This is a genomic window from Vibrio sp. Isolate32, from assembly GCF_022397955.1.
Lineage (GTDB): Bacteria > Pseudomonadota > Gammaproteobacteria > Enterobacterales > Vibrionaceae > Vibrio.
The window spans coordinates 1-17,883 of sequence record NZ_JAKEUQ010000048.1; the positions used below are offsets into that span (position 1 = coordinate 1).

The following is a 17,883-nucleotide window of genomic DNA, read 5'->3' on the forward strand; positions in this document are numbered from 1 at the left end:
AACGCGCCATTAAACCGCTGGTCATTGGAAGAAAAAATTGGCTCTTCTCAAATACACCAAATGGTGCTGATGCGAGCGCGATGCTTTACAGCATCGTCGAGACAGCGAAAGCCAACGGCCTTATCCTCTACGACTACATAGTCAAGTGCATGAAAGAGCTCGCGAAAGCTGAACCTGATATCGATGCGCTCCTACCTTGGAACTTCAAACATTAACAACACCGCCCCGTGGGTTCATGGGGCGCATACGCAAAATACAAACCAACTATTGTGAAGAAGTGAAGAAGTGAAGAAGTGAAGAACTTTTTTTGTTGAGTCAGATAAATTGATTGGGCAGAATTAATTGAGAAGTTAGTATTGTCATGCAAAGTAATATTTTTGATTTTATCAATATACTAGAGTTTAATTATTTTTATATCTTATTCTTTGGTTATAAAAATAAGATATAAAGCCTAACATTGGATGAATAATCTACAACCCCTATTAATGTGATGTTTATCACTCCCACCCTCTCATCTTATAAGCTAGCCTTATCAAATGCTCATATAAAGGACGTAGCTCAGAGGAATCCCCTAATGATTTAGATAAAAATCATTGAGTTAAGGTAGATACACATCTTGTCATATGATCAAATGGTTTCGCCAAAAATCAATAATCAGACAACAAGATGTGCGAACTCGATATTTTACACGACTCTCTTTACCAATTCTGCCCTGAATTGCACGTAAAACGACTTAACAGTTTAACGCTAGCTTGCCACGCATTGCTTGAATGTAAAACGCTTACTCTTACCGAGCTTGGTCGTAACCTGCCAACGAAAGCCAGAACAAAACATAACATCAAACGAATCGACCGATCGTTAGGTAATCGTCACCTCCACAAAGAGCGACTCGCTGTATACCGTTGGCATGCTAGCTTTATCTGTTCGGGCAATACGATGCCCATTGTACTTGTTGACTGGTCTGATATTCGTGAGCAAAAACGGCTTATGGTATTGCGAGCTTCAGTCGCACTACACGGTCGTTCTGTTACTCTTTATGAGAAAGCGTTCCCGCTTTCAGAGCAATGTTCAAAGAAAGCTCATGACCAATTTCTAGCCGACCTTGCAAGCATTCTACCGAGTAACACCACGCCGCTCATTGTCAGTGATGCTGGCTTTAAAGTTCCATGGTATAAATCCGTTGAGAAGTTTGGTTGGTACTGGTTAAGTCGAGTAAGAGGAAAAGTACAACATGCAGACCTAGGAGCGGAAAACTGTAACCTATCAGTAGCTTACACGATATATCATCAAGTCACTCAAAGACTTTAGGCTATAAGAGGCTGACTAAAAGCAACCCAATCTCATGCCAAATCCTATTGTATAAATCTCGCCCTAAAGGCCGAAGAAATCAGCGCTCGACACGGACTAATTGTCATCACCCGTCACCTAAAATCTACTCAGCGTCGGCAAAGGAGCCATGGGTTCTAGCAACTAACTTACCTGTTGAAATCCGAACACCCCAACAACTTGTTAGGATCTATTCGAAACGAATGCAGATTGAAGAGACCTTCCGAGACTTGAAAAGTTCTGCATACGGACTAGGCCTACGCCATAGCCGAACTAGCAGCTCAAAGCGTTTTGATATCATGCTGCTAATTGCCCTAATGCTTCAAATGACACTTTGGCTGCGGGCGTTCATGCTCAGAAACAAGGTTGGGGCAAGCACTACCAAGCTAACACAGTCAGTAATCGAAATGTACTCTCAATAGTGCGCTTCGGTATGGAAGTTCTGCGGCATTCTGGCTACGCAATAACGAGGGAAGACTTGCTCGTAGCTGCAACCATGCTTGCTCAAAATCTATTCAAACACCACTTTGTTGCAAGTTGTTGATTTTTTTAGCCTTAAATACAAATAGAAAAAGGGCTATCAGTACGTCTTGATCTTGATGGATTGGAGTAGTCATCATTTAGCCAATTATCTTCAACCCGACTTATTCGTTTTACTTGGTGACAGATACAGCAAAGCCCAGCGAAAGGCAGGGCTTTGGGATAGGCTGTTCGAGCGGAATTGAGTGATATTATTTATTGGTGACGAAAATCTGCTCGGTCTCTAGCGAGGTCATGTCGCGAACTTGGCGCCAGATGTAGTAAAAAATACCTAGCATCATAAGCAGGCTTGGAATCGCAATTGCAGGGTAGCTATATAGAGTCAATTTACCGAGTTCTTCATTGAACGCCGCAGTACCAGCAGGGCTAGTAACAATCCAAGTCGCCAGGAAATAGTTCATCGCAGAAGAGAATGCGAACGTGCTAGCGAACATGTAGTTTGACGTCATTAGGCAACGATCAAACTTAGCTTGGTTTCCAAATTGCTTTAAACGCTCTTCAATTAGAGCAATGTTCAGCAATGCAGGCGTGAAAATCACTTTTTGGATGAATGGATAGCGAGTAAAGGTAGAACCGAGTACCGCCAGACCAATTAAGCCAGGGATTAAGGCTTCTTTTAGAGCTAACCAACGCGTATCTAGTTCGAAGAAACCAATGCCACCAGTTAGTAACACGCTGACAAAGCCAAGTGCAGCGATGAAGTTAAACTTCTTGTTGCGGGTTAACTCCATACCACCGTAAGTAATAGGGAAGGCGAGTGCGACAAGCAGTGCTAAGCCAGTTCCGAGGTGCTCTTCTCCGCTGAACTTCATTAGGATGAATGACGGAAGAAGGACGTTAAATACGACTTCAAAAAGAGGGCTCGATTTTTTGTTTTCAGTGTTACTCATAATCTCTAAATACATTGTGTTATGGATTTATTCTCAGGGATTGTTGTTTACCTCGCCTGAGATGTAAAGCCTAAAGGGGTCATGCTATGTAACGACATGTGACACCAACGACATCTTTTCAGGTCCAAGGGGACTAATTAGCCATCATAAATGCGTTATGCGCGGCGTCTTTTTATGCCGCTTCCGAGTGGTTGATTGGACTTTCGTAGGGGAGTGTGTGGAGGTTTGGACTTTACGCACACTCATAGGGTAACGCTGTGATTCCCCTATGAGTGTCTGGACTCGTGTTAACTCACTCTGTAATCGACCTTTATTTATCGAACATTAAGTTGAAGTTGAGTGGCACCTTATCGGAAAGCGCTAATCCGCCTACCGTTGCCGAAAGTTTGTTTAGATTGTCTGTCGAAATACCAAAATCTGAACCATTGACGATGATGGTCGAAGTTGAATTCACCATGACAAAACCATCAGAGGGTACGACTATGACTGGGAAATCGATGGTTTTGGTTACACCATGCAGAGTCACTTCTGCTGCTATCGTCGTATTTTGGGGTTCACCTGTTAACAGCGAAGGCTCAACCGATCCCGAGATCTTAACTTCAGGAAAGTTCATTGATTCAAAATACAGCTCGTTTAACCTTTGATCACGAATAGACACACCTGTGCTAATACTCTTCAAGTCCAACACGATTGAAAATTTCCCATCTTCGGTAAGTCCGCCTGACGAAGGCTTGATGGAAGCGGATTCAACAACGAACTCTTCTTAATGGTTGCGAATGTGACATTCGAAAGCTTCGGATCTAATGTGTAGCCGCTTTCTGCAAAAGACTGCGCTAAATTCGGTAGGGGGCACACAGGTCATATTGGTACTTATGGAACCATGATCTCCTGAGTTGTTTGAATGTGCATTGTTATGTTATAACGTTACCTTAATTTGTTATTTTGGCAAACAGAGATATTGCCTCTAGAGAATACGAGCACGCAGCAAGGAGATGAGATAATGAATGCCGTTTTAGCTGAACCTTTGACAACGAGTTGTAATCAATCGTCAAGCATTGATGGAGTGCTGACTCACAAAGGGCAGGAGGGCCGAAATCCATCTTGTAGTGCTGATCCATCCCCGACAGTGTTGGCTGACATTTACCAAGATGATATCAATGTCGCGATATGGCAGCGTAACTTTGATGAGAGCTTGGTGGCTGAAATAAATGAGTTTATCGCGGCTAACTCAAATTTTAGTAAGTCTGTTAGCGTGTCACCTGCAAACGCTTTCGACAAATTGGAGTTCGCTACAGACGGAACGGCTTCAAAAGCCCTGCTAGAAAACATGGCTGAGCTGGTGGACATGTTCTGTTGCTTGTTTGAGCTTGAAGAAGTTGGTCTGCGCTTGGCTGTACTGAATCAGGCAATGTGTCCTCGCTTTCATTTTGACCAAGTACCTTGCCGATTAGTGACAACCTATCATGGTATTGCGACTCAGTGGATAGAGAACGATGCGGTTGACCGTTCTAAATTAGGTCGTGGAAGTAATGGCCAGCCAGATTCAGCATCTGGCCTCTACAATGACGAGTCTGACATCCAGCAAATGGCCGCTGGTGATGTGGCGTTATTGAAAGGAGAGCGTTGGAGCGGTAATGAAAACAGAGGCCTTGTCCACCGTTCGCCTGTCACTTCATCTGAAGAAGCTCGACTGTTACTGACCATAGACTTCGGTTAGTTCTTTTTGGCTGATGAGATGAGCAAGCAACTAGCGTGTCGCTTGCTCTTTTTCATTTAGGCGAAGATTCGAATGCGGTGGCCGTCTGGGTCAATCGCGACAAAGTTGATACCAAACACGGACTCTTCTGGTGCTTGTTCAAACTGGATTCCTTTCGCTCTCCATTCTTTATAGAGGTTTTCCAGAGCTTGTTTATCTGTCAATGCTATCGATAGCTCAGTGCCGCCACCAGTTACTTTGCTTGTTGGCGTTAAAGCATCAGATTGCTTGAGGGTGATCTTCACGTTGCTTGCAAAAGTTAACGCTGCAAACGTTGGTGATAGCAGTGTTGGCTCACAATCAAAGGCTTTGGAATAAAAATCCATGCTACGGTGAATGTCAGTGACATAAAGGACAAATGAATCGATAGTAAACATAGCTCTCCTAGTTAGGTTATCTGGTGTTGTGTTTCTTTGGACCACAGAAATATATCCCTAACTAGTGACAGTTTTTGTCAGTAGCGAATCACTTTGTCTGTAATTCCTTCCATGCTTTGCCATTCTTTGAGTAAGCTATTCCGTGACTTCGAATACTTTTCTTCCAGCTTGGCCCATTGGTTAATCCTATCGAGTCTGAAGTTTCGATAGGCGCTGCGTGTTTCACACCAGGCGACCAATACATAACAGTTTTCAAATACTCCGATCAGCATAGGCCATATGACCCTAGAACTGACTTTTGCCTTGGCGTCTGTGTATTGAATTCGAGCTTTGTTCTGTTGCTTAATCGCTAACTTTATCTCCGACAGATCAAAACCTAAGTCTGCAACCTCAATAATTGAAGCAACACGAATGACATCTTCACTGCGTTTAGCTTGATGGCCTGAAGGGAGCACGTCCGAGATCTTGGCAATCGCATTTCTAGCTGATTCACTGAACTCTCCATTCGCTTGTTTAGCGACCCATTCTGCGCCGAGTCGCAACGCTTCTAGCTCTTCCGAGGAGAACATCATTGGTGGCAGGGTAAAGGTAGGTTTGAGCAGGTAGCCCACACCAGCTTCTCCATCGATTTCCGCGCCTTGTGCTTGTAGTGTTGCAATATCACGATAGATGGTACGTGTACTGACATTCAGTTCTTGAGCAAGGTGATCGGCAGGCACGGGATATTTGTGACAGCGCAATAATTGAAGCAAATCAAAGAGGCGTTGGCTTCGAGACATAAGAAAGCTCTATGGACATAACGACTTATAAGATTAATCGAATGATAGGGTGAACGCTATTTTGATTGTGATAGATGAAGCAATAGGCGTGGCATTTACCAATCACATGATACTGATGAATTAATATGGGAGCCTTAGCGTATGACGTTCGACCTTTTGGTTTGATCTGGATCTATCTTTCGGCTCACATATACCTTAAATACAATAGCTTAGGGCATTTTATAATTTATTTTAATGTGTAAAATATATCAGCTTGCTTGCAGCGTGGGAACGGTCCTGTTTTCGGCGCTATTTATACAAAAATTATAGGTTTCCTATGTTAAAGAAACTCTCACTGAAGAATAAGCTGGCGATCTCTGCCAGTCTGGCCATCATCCTGGGGGGGATTTTGGTTGAAGCACTTTCATTTCGTGCTTCATTGCAGCGCTTGGACACAGAAGTTGAACAGCGTTTAGAAGGCGCATCGGCTTCATACAATCAATACGTATCGGATTGGATCTTATCCAAAGAGCGTGCGCTCACTTCTCTGTCTCAAGAGTCCCAAAAAGAGAGCTTGGTTACTCACCTTAAACAGGTTCGCGATTCCGGCTCTTTTGATAATGTCTTCTTGGCGTATCCTGATGGCTCACAAGAAAATGCCAACGGGGTCGTACTACCACCGGGAAATGATGATCCTCGTTTGTGGGGCTGGTATACCAATGCGGTTGCTAATCCAAGTAAGGTTTTCATGGACAACCCTACGGTTGCGGCTGCAACGGGAGCGAATGTAGTATCGCTGGGTACGGTAATGCAACTGCATGGCCAACAGGTTGTATTGGGCGCGGATGTTGAAATTACCGATATTCTCAATAGCCTTGAGCAAGTCATTCTTCCTGGTGAAGGTTACATGTTTATCGCGACCAACAAGGGCACGGTTTACACGCATGCAGACACTAAGCTGCTGAACAAAGATATCAGTTCACTTGGTTTGAATTTTTCAGATGTGCAAAAGGCATTGGTAAGCGGTAAGGACATCTCTATTGAGTTGAAAGGTACCGACTATGTGCTGTATGCGCGCGCAATTGATGGAACCAATCTAATTACGATTAGCGTGGTGAATCATGACTCTTTAGTGGCGCCACTCTTTGACGCAGTTATCGGTCAAGTGTTGGTGACATTGCTAGTGGTTGTGGTTTGTACGGTACTATTTAACTTACTTTGTACCATTCTATTCCGTCCACTAAATCATGTGTCTCAAGCGCTGGCGCAAATTGCGAACGGCAGTGGTGACTTAACTCAACGCATTCATGTTGATAATCAAGATGAAGTGGGCGAGCTTGCTCAGAACTTCAATACGTTTGTTGGTAGCTTGCAGCAGCTAATCGGTCATATCCGTAGCCAATCGGAGCAGTTGAATAGCCAATCTGAACAGAGTGCGCAACGTGCAAACCTTTCGGTGAATGAGCTGAACCATCAACAGCAAGAAATCACCATGGTTGCAACGGCAGTCACTGAAATGGCGAGTGCAACGCAAGAGATCGCATCGCATGCAGAGCAAACGGCAAAAGCGGCGCAAGACTCAGCGGCGAGCACCAGCAGCGGTCATGCATTGGTTGTCGACACTAAAGGTTCGATTAACAACCTAGCGAATGAAGTGAACGAAGCGGGCAGTGTGATTAGCGATCTGAATAAACACGCTCAAGAAATCTCGACCGTATTAGCCACCATTCAAGGCATTGCGGAACAAACGAACTTGCTTGCTTTGAATGCTGCAATTGAAGCCGCTCGTGCCGGTGAGCAAGGTCGTGGCTTTGCCGTAGTAGCTGATGAAGTTCGTGTGCTTTCTCAACGCACTCACTCTTCAACGGAAGAGATCAAGGCAACGATCGATGTTCTACAGCGTACAACAGCACAAGCCGTTGAGCTGATGGAAACGAGCTCTAAGCTAGCACTGCATTCTGTAGAAGATGCGGACCGAGCTTCTCTCGCGCTAGAAGAGATCAATACGTCTGTTGCCTTGATTAGTGACATGGCGACTCAAATTGCGACTGCAGCAGAAGAGCAAACCCATGTGACAGGTGAGATCACTCAGAATATTACGACCATTAAAGATGTGACTGACCACTTGGTGGTAGGTGCTCAGGACAGTTTAACTGAGTCGAATGAACTTAAGAGCCAAGCCGCTGGTTTAAGTGACAAAGTGGCGACTTTTAAGCTTGCTTAATGTTCTTTTTCTGATGCCTGATCAGTAAATGAACATTAAGCAATATACCAAAGCGACGTACATTACGTCGCTTTTTTTGTGCTTGCGAATTGCAGTCGTCTGATTTTCGAATGTCTGTTAGACAGGTCGTTGGTATAACCTAGTAGGTGATGACACATTAGCTCAACAAACTCCTTGGGTGTTTCGAACATCGGAGTATGAGATACACCTTTAAGCGCCACTAGTTCAAGCGAGCCAAATGTCTCTTTTAAAGGCAACCACGTATCCAAAGGTGCGATGCTGAAATCAAGCTCACCAATGACGACAGTAACATCCAGATGGTTAGCATTGGGCAGCGTAGCGAGGTTTACTTTGCCAAAAGCATCACCCCAGAGTGAATCCAGTACAGTCGTATTGGTTGTAATTTGCTCCCAAAGAGGAAGCTCATTAAAGGCGGGATCTGCCCAACGCATAGGCGCTAATCTATGACACAAGTGCGCAAACTTCCTATGTGGTTCTCTGTTTATATCGTGTTCAAGCTTTCCAAGGCTTTGCTTCAAAAGGTGCTTTCGCTCGTTTGAGGCATTGTTCTCCCAGTAAAGGAATTGCTTAGCTTTCATCGCCTCCGATAGGTTTGGCGGAGCGCCTACAACCATCACTTTATCAATCTGAATATCGGTCAAACTCGCGAAATGAAGTGCCATGTACGCGTGTCCGGAATGCCCCAGAATACTGGCTTTACGAATATTGAAATAGTCGCAGATAGCTTCAATATCCTTGGAAATGATGTCCAGAGTGATGGTGTTGTTCTGCTTGTCGTTTACGGTTTGAGCAAAGCCTCGATGATCTAGGTACAGACAAGTAAAGTGTTCGTGAAGCCTTGTTGGAATCACTCTTTTGTAATAATCAACACTGCCAATAATCAATAATTTCGGGCCTTTACCATGCTGCTCTACTTTGAGTTGGTATCCATCGCGCTCAAAAACTTTCGATTGGTTTGTTGTCATAATTTGTTCTCCTTAGCGAATTTTCTGTACCTTATCGTGATAAATAATCCTGAAAAATAGGCTAATATGAGATTCAGTATTGGTAGATGTGGGATAATTAATTGGAAAGAATCGATAATGCTTGGTTGAACTCATTTATTTGTGTCTTTGAACAGAGCAGCTTTGTAAAGGCATCTGAACGCTTGCTAATTCCTAGCTCAACGGTAAGTAGGCATGTTCAACAGCTTGAAGCTGAGCTTGGCAATAAATTGTTCTACCGGACAACCAGAAAGGTGACGCCAACTTCGGCCGGTGAAATGCTTTACAACGAAATCCGAGAGCCTCTTCGTCAATTGAGCCAAACACTGCAAAATGTCAGCACTTCAACGGAGTCAATGAAAGGCAGTATTCGCGTTAGCTCACCAGACATCCCTTTCATTGGTGATGTTCTCGCTGATTTTGCTCTTAGCTACCCCAATGTTTCTCTGTTTTGCGAACACAGTACGTCGATAGAAAGCGCGTTAAACAGCGATCCTGATATCGTTATTAGTTTTGAGCGAGGTTCACTTGATGATCGTGACTGGGTTTCACGGGCATTGTGTCAATGGGAGAGTGCGGTTTTAGCTTCGCCATCTTGCCTGGCGGAATATGGCTCACCGACCACAGTTGAGGAGCTGTCCGCAATGCCTTGTATTTCAAGTTACAAAGCTTTTGCTGGTAATCCCTGGGTATTTAGTGATGCAGAAGACTTGAAGAACGTGACCATTAAATCAGGCATCAATGTTGATGGCGGGTTTATCGCTAAAGCTATCGCAGTCAAAGGGTTAGGTTTTGTGGCGTTACCAAGAGAATTCTGTCGAGATGAGTTAGAGCGGGGGACGTTAGTTGAACAAAAGTTAGACCTTCAACTAGCCCCACTAACGATTTACATCCATTATCGGTCAATGAGTTATCACACGCATCTCACCAAGCTCTTGGTCAGCTTTATACGTGAACGAGCGAACTCATCTACTTAGATCGCATATGTTACTAGTTAGCTTCTGCTAGTTCGCTTCTGAGAATTCTCGAAGTGCGCTCATGGCTTGATCAGCTTTGTGCTTCTGGACGAAGATATGATCGTGATAATAGCCTGCAATCACATTGGCACTGATGCCGTAAGAGCCAAGTTTAGTTGCAAAGGCTGCTGTCAGCCCTACGGCTTCTAGGCTCGAGTGTACCGATAAAGTGATCATGCTAAACACACCGTCGAAACTTAACTGCGCTTGAGTCGCCACTTCTTTTGTTAGTACTAAAGTTAACCCTTCTTTTTCTCGAAAGGTCGCCATCGGATTGAGGTGGACATAGTCGGCTAGTCTTCCCTCTACCGTACAAAAAACATAATCATCTTCAATGAGCTCAGGTGACATGGACTTTAACAGAATGTCTAAATCGGTAATGGCGGTCATCGTTTTCCTTGTGTAATCGTGTTGGTTTATGGTGTTGGGTAATGTAGCCAAGATAGAGATAAGCTGTCGGCGAGTACAATTAATAATATTTATTCACTATAAGAATGACTAATCGGCTGTAATTTTGATGCTACATTTTTTAGTTTATTCGGGGTTTTTGGTGTGTGATATGTCAATAGTGAAGATTATTCCTCTTACATACACCATTTTTATCCAACTATTCGACTTTTGTTAAAATTAGAGCTTTTGATCAAATTATATAAAATGTGATTGCATAAGCTTTTCAAAATAGTTTGCCCCAACTCGAAGTTCCTAGTGCGATGAATGCAAATTAATAAGCAATCTCATTCGTACTGTCTTACGTTGAATTTGTAACACTGTTGCTTCACGTATTGAGCGTATAACGCTAGCTGTCTGCATTTTCGTGTTTGTCGTAGGTAACAACCAACAAACCTAAAATATCAAGGAACAAGCTATGTTAAAGAAAGTATTAAGTTGTTGTATTGCAGCCACATTTGGTATTTATTCCGCATCAAGTTTGGCTCAAGATTCTGCTTTAAATTCGACTGAAAACTCACAACAACCTATTGCTCCACTGATGTTGGCTGCATCAGATGATGCGATCACCGATCGCTATATTGTTGTATTGAAACAACCGCAGATGCTAATGAATGATGCGGTTGGATTACAGCAGTTCACTCAACAAACGGTGGGTCGGATGGCCAATTCGTTTTCAATCAAAACTGACGATGTTTTTGATAGTTCCATTATTGGCTTTGTGGCAAATCTAGACGCACTTCAATTAAAGCAACTCAGACGTGACTCTCGCGTTGAATACATTGAACAAGACCAAATCCTCAGTATCGAGCCTGTTGTTTCAAATGAAGCCGTTCAAAGTAACGCGATTTGGGGGTTGGACAGAATAGACCAGAGAAGTCTTCCTTTGGACCGAAACTATAATGCCAATTTTGATGGATCTGGCGTAACGGCTTACGTGATTGATACGGGCGTTAATAATAATCATGAGGAATTCGGCGGTCGCTCGGTTTCTGGCTATGATTTCGTGGATAACGATGCTGATTCGAGTGACTGTAATGGGCATGGTACCCACGTTGCAGGAACGATTGGCGGCAGCCAGTACGGTGTGGCTAAAAACGTTAACATTGTTGGGGTAAGAGTACTTAGCTGTTCGGGTTCAGGAACTACATCTGGCGTGATATCTGGTGTGGATTGGGTAGCGCAAAATGCATCAGGGCCTTCAGTCGCCAATATGAGTTTAGGTGGCGGGCGTTCAACTGCATTGGATAGTGCGGTACAAGGTGCAATTCAATCCGGAGTGAGCTTTATGTTGGCGGCGGGTAACTCTAATGCCGATGCGTGTAATTCATCGCCGGCTCGTGTAGCAAGTGGTGTAACGGTGGGCTCAACAACCAGTTCTGATTCGCGTTCTAGTTTCTCAAATTGGGGCAGCTGTGTTGATCTATTCGCGCCGGGATCTCAAATTAAGTCTGCTTGGTATGATGGCGGCTATAAAACAATTAGCGGAACTTCCATGGCGACGCCACATGTTGCCGGCGTTGCAGCCTTGTACTTACAGGAAAACAACGGCTTAACACCGCTTCAACTCGTAGGGTTACTGAACTCAAGAGCGTCGGAGAATAAGGTTTCTGACACAAGAGGAACCACCAATAAACTGCTGTATAGTTTGACTGATAGTGGTTGTGAACCGGATTGCGGTGGTCCAACACCTGGTCCAGATCCAGATGGGAAACTAGTTTCTGGCGTGCCGGTTAATGGACTGAGTGGCAGCCGAGGACAAAAGGACTACTTCTACATGGACTTAGAACAGGGCCAACAGCTGACAGTGGTCACCATTGGTGGCACAGGCGATGCGGATCTGTATCTTCGTTTCGGGGATAAGCCAACGCTTAGTAGGTGGGACTGCCGACCTTACCGATCGGGCAACAGCGAGACTTGTACGGTGAATGTCACCCAAAGCGGAAGATACCACGTTATGTTGAATGCATACTCGGCTTACAGTGGTTTGACGCTCCAAGCAAACTTTTAAGCTTAGGTTTGAATGATGGTTTCAAAAAGTTACTCACTAGTTTGGTAAGTTTAGAAGCCAGATAGCCAAAGCCCACCTTGTTGTGGGCTTTTTGGGTTTGTAGCAGGCAAGAAAAGGATATGGCGTTGTTTTCTTAGATTGATAAGCAGGAATTGACGCTACTTAAACGAACTTTCGGTTACGTCTCAGAAAAACTTGAAATTTGTATGCTAGATTTATTAGTGATAAACAACTGGAGATATCGATGATCTGGCTTTCGGTGAAAGTACTACAGATTGGACTTGTCTACGGATACAGGAAGTATCAACAAACAAAAAGAGCTCCAGTGTAGGGGCTCTTTTCTTTTGTTTTTCGAATGAACGCGTTTTATGTTGCGTCGTCAGGAAAGAAAAATCGTTTCTGTCCGGTTTAATAACGAGTAGCTCAATGGCTCCCCTTAATAACTCTTAACCGATAAGCGAAAGTATGTTGAAAATTGAACCCATTACCCCTCACATTGGCGCTCGTATTCATGGATTAAATCTTTCGGATTGCAGTGAGAGTGAACTCGATGATGTGTACCAGGCACTTGTTACTTATCAAGTCATTTTCGTGGATGAGCAAAGCCTCTCGCCTGAACAACACTTAGCGCTTGCAAAACGGTTTGGAGAGCTTGAACCTGCTCATCCTTTCTTTCCGCGTATAGAACAAGTCCCGCAAGTCAGTGTGATAGAAACCACTCGAGGTAATGCGGCAATGGAAAGCTATTGGCATACCGACTTAACCTGGCGGAAGCTTCCGTCTAAAGCCTCGTTATTACATGCTCAACATGTACCGGATGTCGGTGGCGACACGATTTGGTGTTCGATGACCGCAGTGTTTGATTCATTACATGAAAGCATGAAAGACAAGCTAAGAGGCTTATCGGCAACGCATTCGTTAGTTGCGTTTGAGGGTATTGAATCGGAGCAAATCGAGCTAGATTGGCATAAGTCGTTGCTGAAAACCGCGCAAGAAAATCCGCCAGTGGAGCATCCCTTAGTACAAGTTCATCCAGAAACGGGCAAAGAGACGCTATATATCAACGAGCAATTTACCCGTTACATCAATGAGCTTGAGCGTGAAGAGGGTGATGCACTACTTAGCCAGCTATTTGAAATTGCACGACGACCAGAGTATCAAGTGCGTTTCAAATGGAGCAAGGGCTCAATGGCGATATGGGACAACAGAGTCACTCAGCATTATGCTGTGATTGATTACGGTGATACGCCAAGAAAAATGCACCGAGTAACAGTGACCTAAGGTTGTAAATCAAGTACAAGTCGAAGCACCTAAATATTTTGACTCATCGATCAATGTGATTTATTTTTAGCGCTAATGTTCAACTCAAGACAAATATAAGGAGGATTTTTATGAAAGTGTGTGAATTTAACTTCGCGCATATTTTTTGGTACGACCAAAACTCAAGTTTTAACACTATCGTGCTGCGATAACCAAAACTTGAGCGAAGCATTTCAATATAACCTTCAATAGAGTTTCTTCACTCTAGTTTACTTGGTTGTTGTCAGCGAATGACGACAGCGCTTTGTTGCGCTTGAAACTTGAGTAAACAAATGACTACATTAATATCTACATCATCCATTTCTTACGATCTAACATCATGCCGACTATTTGATGGGCTCTCCTTTACGATTAAGAAAGGTGACCGCATTGGCCTTATTGGCAGTAATGGCTGTGGCAAAAGCACCTTATTACGTCTGTTAAACATAGAGTTACCTGACTTTGTTGGGAATGTTTCCTTCGCCTCGAATGCCGTCGTTGCCTTGATTGAGCAACACTTACCTAAGCGACTGTTAAGCCTCTCAATGCTCGATGCTGTAACCGATAACCTTCCTTTAAACATGCAGCAAACAGAACAGTGGCGTGCGCAAATTACTCTTTCTAATTTAGGGTTTGATGAAAGCTATTGGAACCAGCCGATAGGCACTTTAAGTGGCGGTCAATACGCGCGAGTGTTAGTCGCGAGAGCATTGATTCTTGAACCGGATGTCCTGTTACTCGATGAACCAAGCAACCACTTAGATCTACCGACATTACTTTGGCTAGAGCAGTTTCTGAAAGATTGGAGAGGGACGTTTGTCATGGTTTCGCATGATCAACGATTACTCGACCATGTCACCGATTCTACATGGGTGTTACGTGACAAAAGGATACTTAGCTTTAGCCAAAAGTGTACCGAAGCTCGAAAAGCATTGGAAGATAAAGACCGAACGGATGCAGAAAGGCAACAAGCAGAAAAGAAAGAGATCGATCGCATCGAAAAGAGCGCTCATCGTTTAGCGATTTGGGGACGTGACTTTGACAATGAAGGTCTGTCACGAAAAGCAAAAAGCATGGAAAAGCGAGCCGAAGGGTTACGCTCGACAATGACACGTTTAGATTCCGTTGAACCATGGACACTGAGCTTGTCCGGTGAATCCATGAAAGCCAATCGACTACTTGAATTGTCGGAGGTGCCAATTACCGCCGCTGACGACCAAGCGCCACTGTTTGAAGTGCTGTTCCAGCAGATAAAGAGTGGTGACCGTGTTGCTGTGCTAGGCAAAAATGGGGCAGGTAAGTCGTCGCTTCTGAAAGTACTGTGGGCGAATTATAAGGCGTCTCAACTTGGAGATAATGGTTATTTTCACCCAAATGCTGAAGTCGGGTATTACGACCAAAGCTTGCACCAATTACGTGATGACCATTCACTAATAGATTCACTTTACTCATTTTATCCTGTTTCTCAGGAAGCTAGGAAAATGGCTTTGATTAGCGCGGGTTTTTCCTATGAAAGACACGAGCAAAAGATCGCAGAGCTGAGTGGTGGAGAGCGTTCTCGACTGCTGTTTGTTGGGCTATCGCTAGCGAAGTATCACTTCCTGTTGTTGGATGAGCCCACGAACCACCTTGATATTGAAGGTAAGGAAGAGCTAGCGAATTGCTTGACTCAATTCGAAGGGGGGCTACTGTTGGTCAGTCATGATCGAGAGCTGATCGAAAAATCATGCAATCGGTTCTGGTACATCAATGACGGTCAACTTGTGGAAATGACTTACTTAGATACGGTGTATGAGGCGATGTCTGTCAGCCATCAAGGCAATAACGTGGAAACTTGCTCTGTGTCGATTCAGTCTAACTCTACAGTCTGTGTCGATTCAGGTTCTGAGCTGTCTAAAACTGATCATCAGCAGTCGCAATATGATGAAGAGGGCCTTTTAGAAAGGCTATTAGAGCTCGAAGAATTGCTCAGTAAAGATCAAGCTCGTAAAGCAAAGCATCAGAAGCCTGACCTGCAAATGAAATGGCAGCAAGAAATAGTTCGGATTAATGACATGTTGGAACTGAATTAGCCCGACTTGTAATGAACTGGGTATAACAGTGCTCAATATCTAGAAGTGGTTACCAAAGAGTGGCGAATCTATGAGAGATTTCCCATGCTTTTTCCAGTACGCGAATCTAGTCCATGAGGTGGATGAATGTGATTTACTCACTAACATCTACTTGCCGATACGCTAGCTTTATGTATCGCAGATAAAAAGAAATGAAATCAATATGAGGCCTCGTATTAACGAGGCTTTCATGTATTTGGTGGTTGGGTTGGAATCAGATTAAATGCAAAAGCGTGTATATATTTGATTCAAACCTCACTGCTCGGAGGTGATGTGTAATATAATCCCCCGAATATTATAAGAATAAAAACTGACTCATAAAATGAGTAAACGTTAGGGCTTAGAGAATAAAGAATTTCGTATACACAGGGGTTTGTGGTGGGCAGATGGTTTGCAGTAAGCCGATGTTCGCCGCCCAACCAGACTGAGACAGCAAGCAGCTCTCCATTCCTACATAGCTCACTAGCTCATTTTCAAAAGCGGGTTTTGAATCTTCGTCTTGCAAAAAAATAGCCGACATTGTCATCATGTTCACCAATCGCTTGCTGGTGGGCTTGTTGAATCTGTTTGTTGTGCGATAGTGTGAGGTAATCATTGCTTTGCATTACAACTGAATTGAGCCTAGGACGTTTACCCAGAACTAAGTGTGTTTGGCTTTCGTTCTGGGTAATGAGATCTTCAATATAATGGTTTAAGCGTTCTTCAATAAAGGAAGGTAGTGGTTTGTTTTTGGTTTTATCACTCATAATTATTCTCTTCATATACGGGATAACGCCAGCGCTGACGGGTGTATATTGAAGACAAAAAATGAGGTGTCATTAGCTAAGTTGCATAAATGGGCACACCCTTGCAAACTCAACATTTAAGGGTTTTAAGGTGAGTGGATTTCCTTACGGTAACGGGCTTTAGCCCCGTTCAAATCAGAGTAATAAACGTCTTTTTTATAACAAATAACGATGAAGGGACTAAGAATCAAACCTGTGAGAGAAAGCTCTGAGAAAACGCTAACCGGTCACACATTGATGGATAAGTTTAATCAAGTCATCCAATTGTTGCTTGGCCTCTCCCTCTAGCGCATAACCAAAGTTGATGCGTAAGCAGTTGCTGTAGAGATCAAAAGTGCTGAACAGATGCCCAAGCCGAATATCAATCTTTTTCTCAGAAACCGCTTGAGCAAACGAGATATGGTTGAGGTTAGGGATCTGTAGCCAAAGTACCATGCCACCTTGTGGGCTGCTTATTTTGACGTCATCAGGAAGGTTTTGAGTTAAATAACTCAGGTATTGCTGGCGTAAAGAGAGAATTTGAGCACATCTTCTTCGAACGTGTTTTGCGTATTGACCAGATTCAATAAAGTCAGCGACAGCGAGCTGAGTAGGAAGGGCAACGCCGTAGCTTGCAGAAGAAAACTGCGCTTTGTACTCATCAATATACCTTCCTGGCAAGCACCACCCTAAACGGTAGCTTGGTGATAAACTCTTCGAGACAGAACCACACCATAAAACATAACCACCTTTGTCATAGTATTTGGCAGGCAGTGGCGTGTGCGAAGAATAAGAGAGTTCTAGATACACATCATCTTCAATGATCGGCACTCGATATTCATTCGCCAATGCCGCCAATTTCTGCTTTTGGCTAGCAGACATATTGATCCCTTGTGGGTTCATATGCGAGGTACAGAAGATAGCGGCATCGACGCGTTTGCTTTTGAGATGTGTTTCTAACTGTTGTAGGTCTACACCGTCATCTAGAGATGGGATCTCGATGATCTTACGCGACATCTTGCCAAGTAATTCGAGTATTCCGTTGAAACATGGTGAGCTAATGGCAATGGTATCGCCTTCTTTGGTGCATGATTCAAGAGCGGCTTTTATTGGGTTCATCGCGGATTAGCGGGAACTAAAAACAAAAAAAAACGGTAGTAAGTGATATGGTTTAGTCGCCAAACAAAAATCATACACAAACTACCGTTTCCATGCCGAATCATACTTTCCTATCTTCATTCTGGGAAGGCTTTAAAATAGTAAAGTCTCACCAGACAGCATCACTTATTACCCTGACTCTTAAACCTAACTCTGAGGCAAAATGCCCTTGTGGTCTTGAGGCCGAGGCTATCCATGAGTA

At 43.8% G+C, this 17,883-nt stretch carries 12 protein-coding genes and 5 pseudogenes; 9 read left to right on the top strand and 8 right to left on the bottom strand.

Features of this window, described 5'->3' with window-relative positions; all coding sequences use genetic code 11:
• Positions 1-215, top strand: a 215-nt coding sequence (locus L1D11_RS21310; RefSeq protein WP_239833600.1) for a transposase domain-containing protein, incomplete at its 5' end; no start/stop codon positions are given.
• 451 nt (positions 216-666) lie between these two features.
• Positions 667-1,870: pseudogene (locus L1D11_RS21315) on the top strand (IS4 family transposase).
• A gap of 187 nt (positions 1,871-2,057) precedes the next feature.
• Here L1D11_RS21315 and L1D11_RS21320 read toward each other — a convergent pair.
• Both L1D11_RS21320 and L1D11_RS21325 read right to left on the bottom strand, forming a co-directional pair.
• The gene (locus tag L1D11_RS21320; protein WP_239834343.1) at positions 2,058-2,756 is read right to left on the bottom strand and encodes a VC0807 family protein; all 699 of its coding nucleotides are present in this window, start codon (positions 2,754-2,756) and stop codon (positions 2,058-2,060) included.
• A 310-nt stretch (positions 2,757-3,066) separates the two neighbouring features.
• Positions 3,067-3,611 (bottom strand): annotated as a pseudogene (locus L1D11_RS21325) (YceI family protein).
• A gap of 145 nt (positions 3,612-3,756) precedes the next feature.
• On the opposite strand from L1D11_RS21325, the gene L1D11_RS21330 reads away from it, so the two are divergent.
• Positions 3,757-4,473, top strand: coding sequence for a DUF1826 domain-containing protein (locus tag L1D11_RS21330; RefSeq protein WP_239834344.1), 717 nt, complete (start codon positions 3,757-3,759; stop codon positions 4,471-4,473).
• 56 nt (positions 4,474-4,529) lie between these two features.
• Here L1D11_RS21330 and L1D11_RS21335 read toward each other — a convergent pair whose 3' ends face one another.
• Together L1D11_RS21335 and L1D11_RS21340 are read right to left on the bottom strand one after the other, a co-directional pair.
• A complete protein-coding gene (locus tag L1D11_RS21335) occupies positions 4,530-4,889 on the bottom strand; it encodes a VOC family protein (protein WP_128160951.1) in 360 nt (119 codons plus the stop codon).
• Positions 4,890-4,966: 77 nt separating this feature from the next.
• Positions 4,967-5,668 (bottom strand): YafY family protein, encoded by a 702-nt coding sequence (locus L1D11_RS21340; RefSeq protein WP_239834345.1) that lies wholly within the window; start codon positions 5,666-5,668, stop codon positions 4,967-4,969.
• A gap of 316 nt (positions 5,669-5,984) precedes the next feature.
• Between L1D11_RS21340 and L1D11_RS21345 the strand changes: the two genes are divergently transcribed.
• A complete protein-coding gene (locus L1D11_RS21345; protein WP_239834346.1) occupies positions 5,985-7,871 on the top strand; it encodes a methyl-accepting chemotaxis protein in 1,887 nt (628 codons plus the stop codon).
• Between the two features lie 62 nt (positions 7,872-7,933).
• On the opposite strand, the gene L1D11_RS21350 is transcribed toward L1D11_RS21345, so the two are convergent.
• Positions 7,934-8,857: an alpha/beta fold hydrolase gene (locus L1D11_RS21350; protein WP_239834347.1), complete on the bottom strand. Its 924-nt coding sequence runs from the start codon at positions 8,855-8,857 to the stop codon at positions 7,934-7,936.
• 101 nt (positions 8,858-8,958) lie between these two features.
• Between L1D11_RS21350 and L1D11_RS21355 the strand changes: the two genes are divergently transcribed.
• Complete coding sequence (locus L1D11_RS21355; RefSeq protein WP_239834348.1) at positions 8,959-9,852, top strand: LysR family transcriptional regulator; 894 nt, start codon at positions 8,959-8,961, stop codon at positions 9,850-9,852.
• A 27-nt stretch (positions 9,853-9,879) separates the two neighbouring features.
• Here the strand turns inward: L1D11_RS21355 and L1D11_RS21360 are convergent, their stop codons facing one another.
• Positions 9,880-10,281: an ACT domain-containing protein gene (locus L1D11_RS21360; protein ID WP_239834349.1), complete on the bottom strand. Its 402-nt coding sequence runs from the start codon at positions 10,279-10,281 to the stop codon at positions 9,880-9,882.
• A 475-nt stretch (positions 10,282-10,756) separates the two neighbouring features.
• On the opposite strand from L1D11_RS21360, the gene L1D11_RS21365 reads away from it, so the two are divergent.
• The 4 genes and pseudogenes from L1D11_RS21365 to L1D11_RS21380 form a co-directional block, all read left to right on the top strand.
• Positions 10,757-12,349, top strand: a complete 1,593-nt coding sequence (locus L1D11_RS21365; RefSeq protein WP_239862775.1) for a S8 family peptidase — start codon at positions 10,757-10,759, stop codon at positions 12,347-12,349.
• 465 nt (positions 12,350-12,814) lie between these two features.
• Entirely contained in the window at positions 12,815-13,630 is an 816-nt protein-coding gene (locus L1D11_RS21370) for a TauD/TfdA family dioxygenase (RefSeq protein WP_239862777.1), read from the top strand.
• A 311-nt stretch (positions 13,631-13,941) separates the two neighbouring features.
• Positions 13,942-15,720: an ABC-F family ATP-binding cassette domain-containing protein gene (locus L1D11_RS21375; RefSeq protein WP_239834603.1), complete on the top strand. Its 1,779-nt coding sequence runs from the start codon at positions 13,942-13,944 to the stop codon at positions 15,718-15,720.
• Positions 15,721-15,730: 10 nt separating this feature from the next.
• A pseudogene (locus L1D11_RS21380) lies at positions 15,731-15,886 on the top strand (GyrI-like domain-containing protein); the annotation flags it as partial.
• Between the two features lie 234 nt (positions 15,887-16,120).
• On the opposite strand, the pseudogene L1D11_RS21385 reads toward L1D11_RS21380, so the two are convergent.
• Together L1D11_RS21385 and L1D11_RS21390 are read right to left on the bottom strand one after the other, a co-directional pair.
• Positions 16,121-16,505 (bottom strand): annotated as a pseudogene (locus L1D11_RS21385) (CAI-1 autoinducer synthase); the annotation flags it as partial.
• Between the two features lie 258 nt (positions 16,506-16,763).
• Positions 16,764-17,642 (bottom strand): annotated as a pseudogene (locus L1D11_RS21390) (PLP-dependent aminotransferase family protein); the annotation flags it as partial.
• Positions 17,643-17,883: the final 241 nt, after the last annotated feature.

What these genes read in the sequence shown, in the direction of transcription:
- L1D11_RS21345 (WP_239834346.1), top strand. Translation starts at nt 5,985, where the DNA reads ATGTTAAAGAAACTCTCACTGAAGAATAAGCTGGCGATCTCTGCCAGT.
- L1D11_RS21330 (WP_239834344.1), top strand. Translation starts at nt 3,757, where the DNA reads ATGAATGCCGTTTTAGCTGAACCTTTGACAACGAGTTGTAATCAATCG.
- L1D11_RS21360 (WP_239834349.1), bottom strand. Translation starts at nt 10,281, where the DNA reads ATGACCGCCATTACCGATTTAGACATTCTGTTAAAGTCCATGTCACCT.
- L1D11_RS21365 (WP_239862775.1), top strand. Translation starts at nt 10,757, where the DNA reads ATGTTAAAGAAAGTATTAAGTTGTTGTATTGCAGCCACATTTGGTATT.
- L1D11_RS21350 (WP_239834347.1), bottom strand. Translation starts at nt 8,857, where the DNA reads ATGACAACAAACCAATCGAAAGTTTTTGAGCGCGATGGATACCAACTC.
- L1D11_RS21335 (WP_128160951.1), bottom strand. Translation starts at nt 4,889, where the DNA reads ATGTTTACTATCGATTCATTTGTCCTTTATGTCACTGACATTCACCGT.
- L1D11_RS21370 (WP_239862777.1), top strand. Translation starts at nt 12,815, where the DNA reads ATGTTGAAAATTGAACCCATTACCCCTCACATTGGCGCTCGTATTCAT.
- L1D11_RS21320 (WP_239834343.1), bottom strand. Translation starts at nt 2,756, where the DNA reads ATGAGTAACACTGAAAACAAAAAATCGAGCCCTCTTTTTGAAGTCGTA.
- L1D11_RS21375 (WP_239834603.1), top strand. Translation starts at nt 13,942, where the DNA reads ATGACTACATTAATATCTACATCATCCATTTCTTACGATCTAACATCA.
- L1D11_RS21340 (WP_239834345.1), bottom strand. Translation starts at nt 5,668, where the DNA reads ATGTCTCGAAGCCAACGCCTCTTTGATTTGCTTCAATTATTGCGCTGT.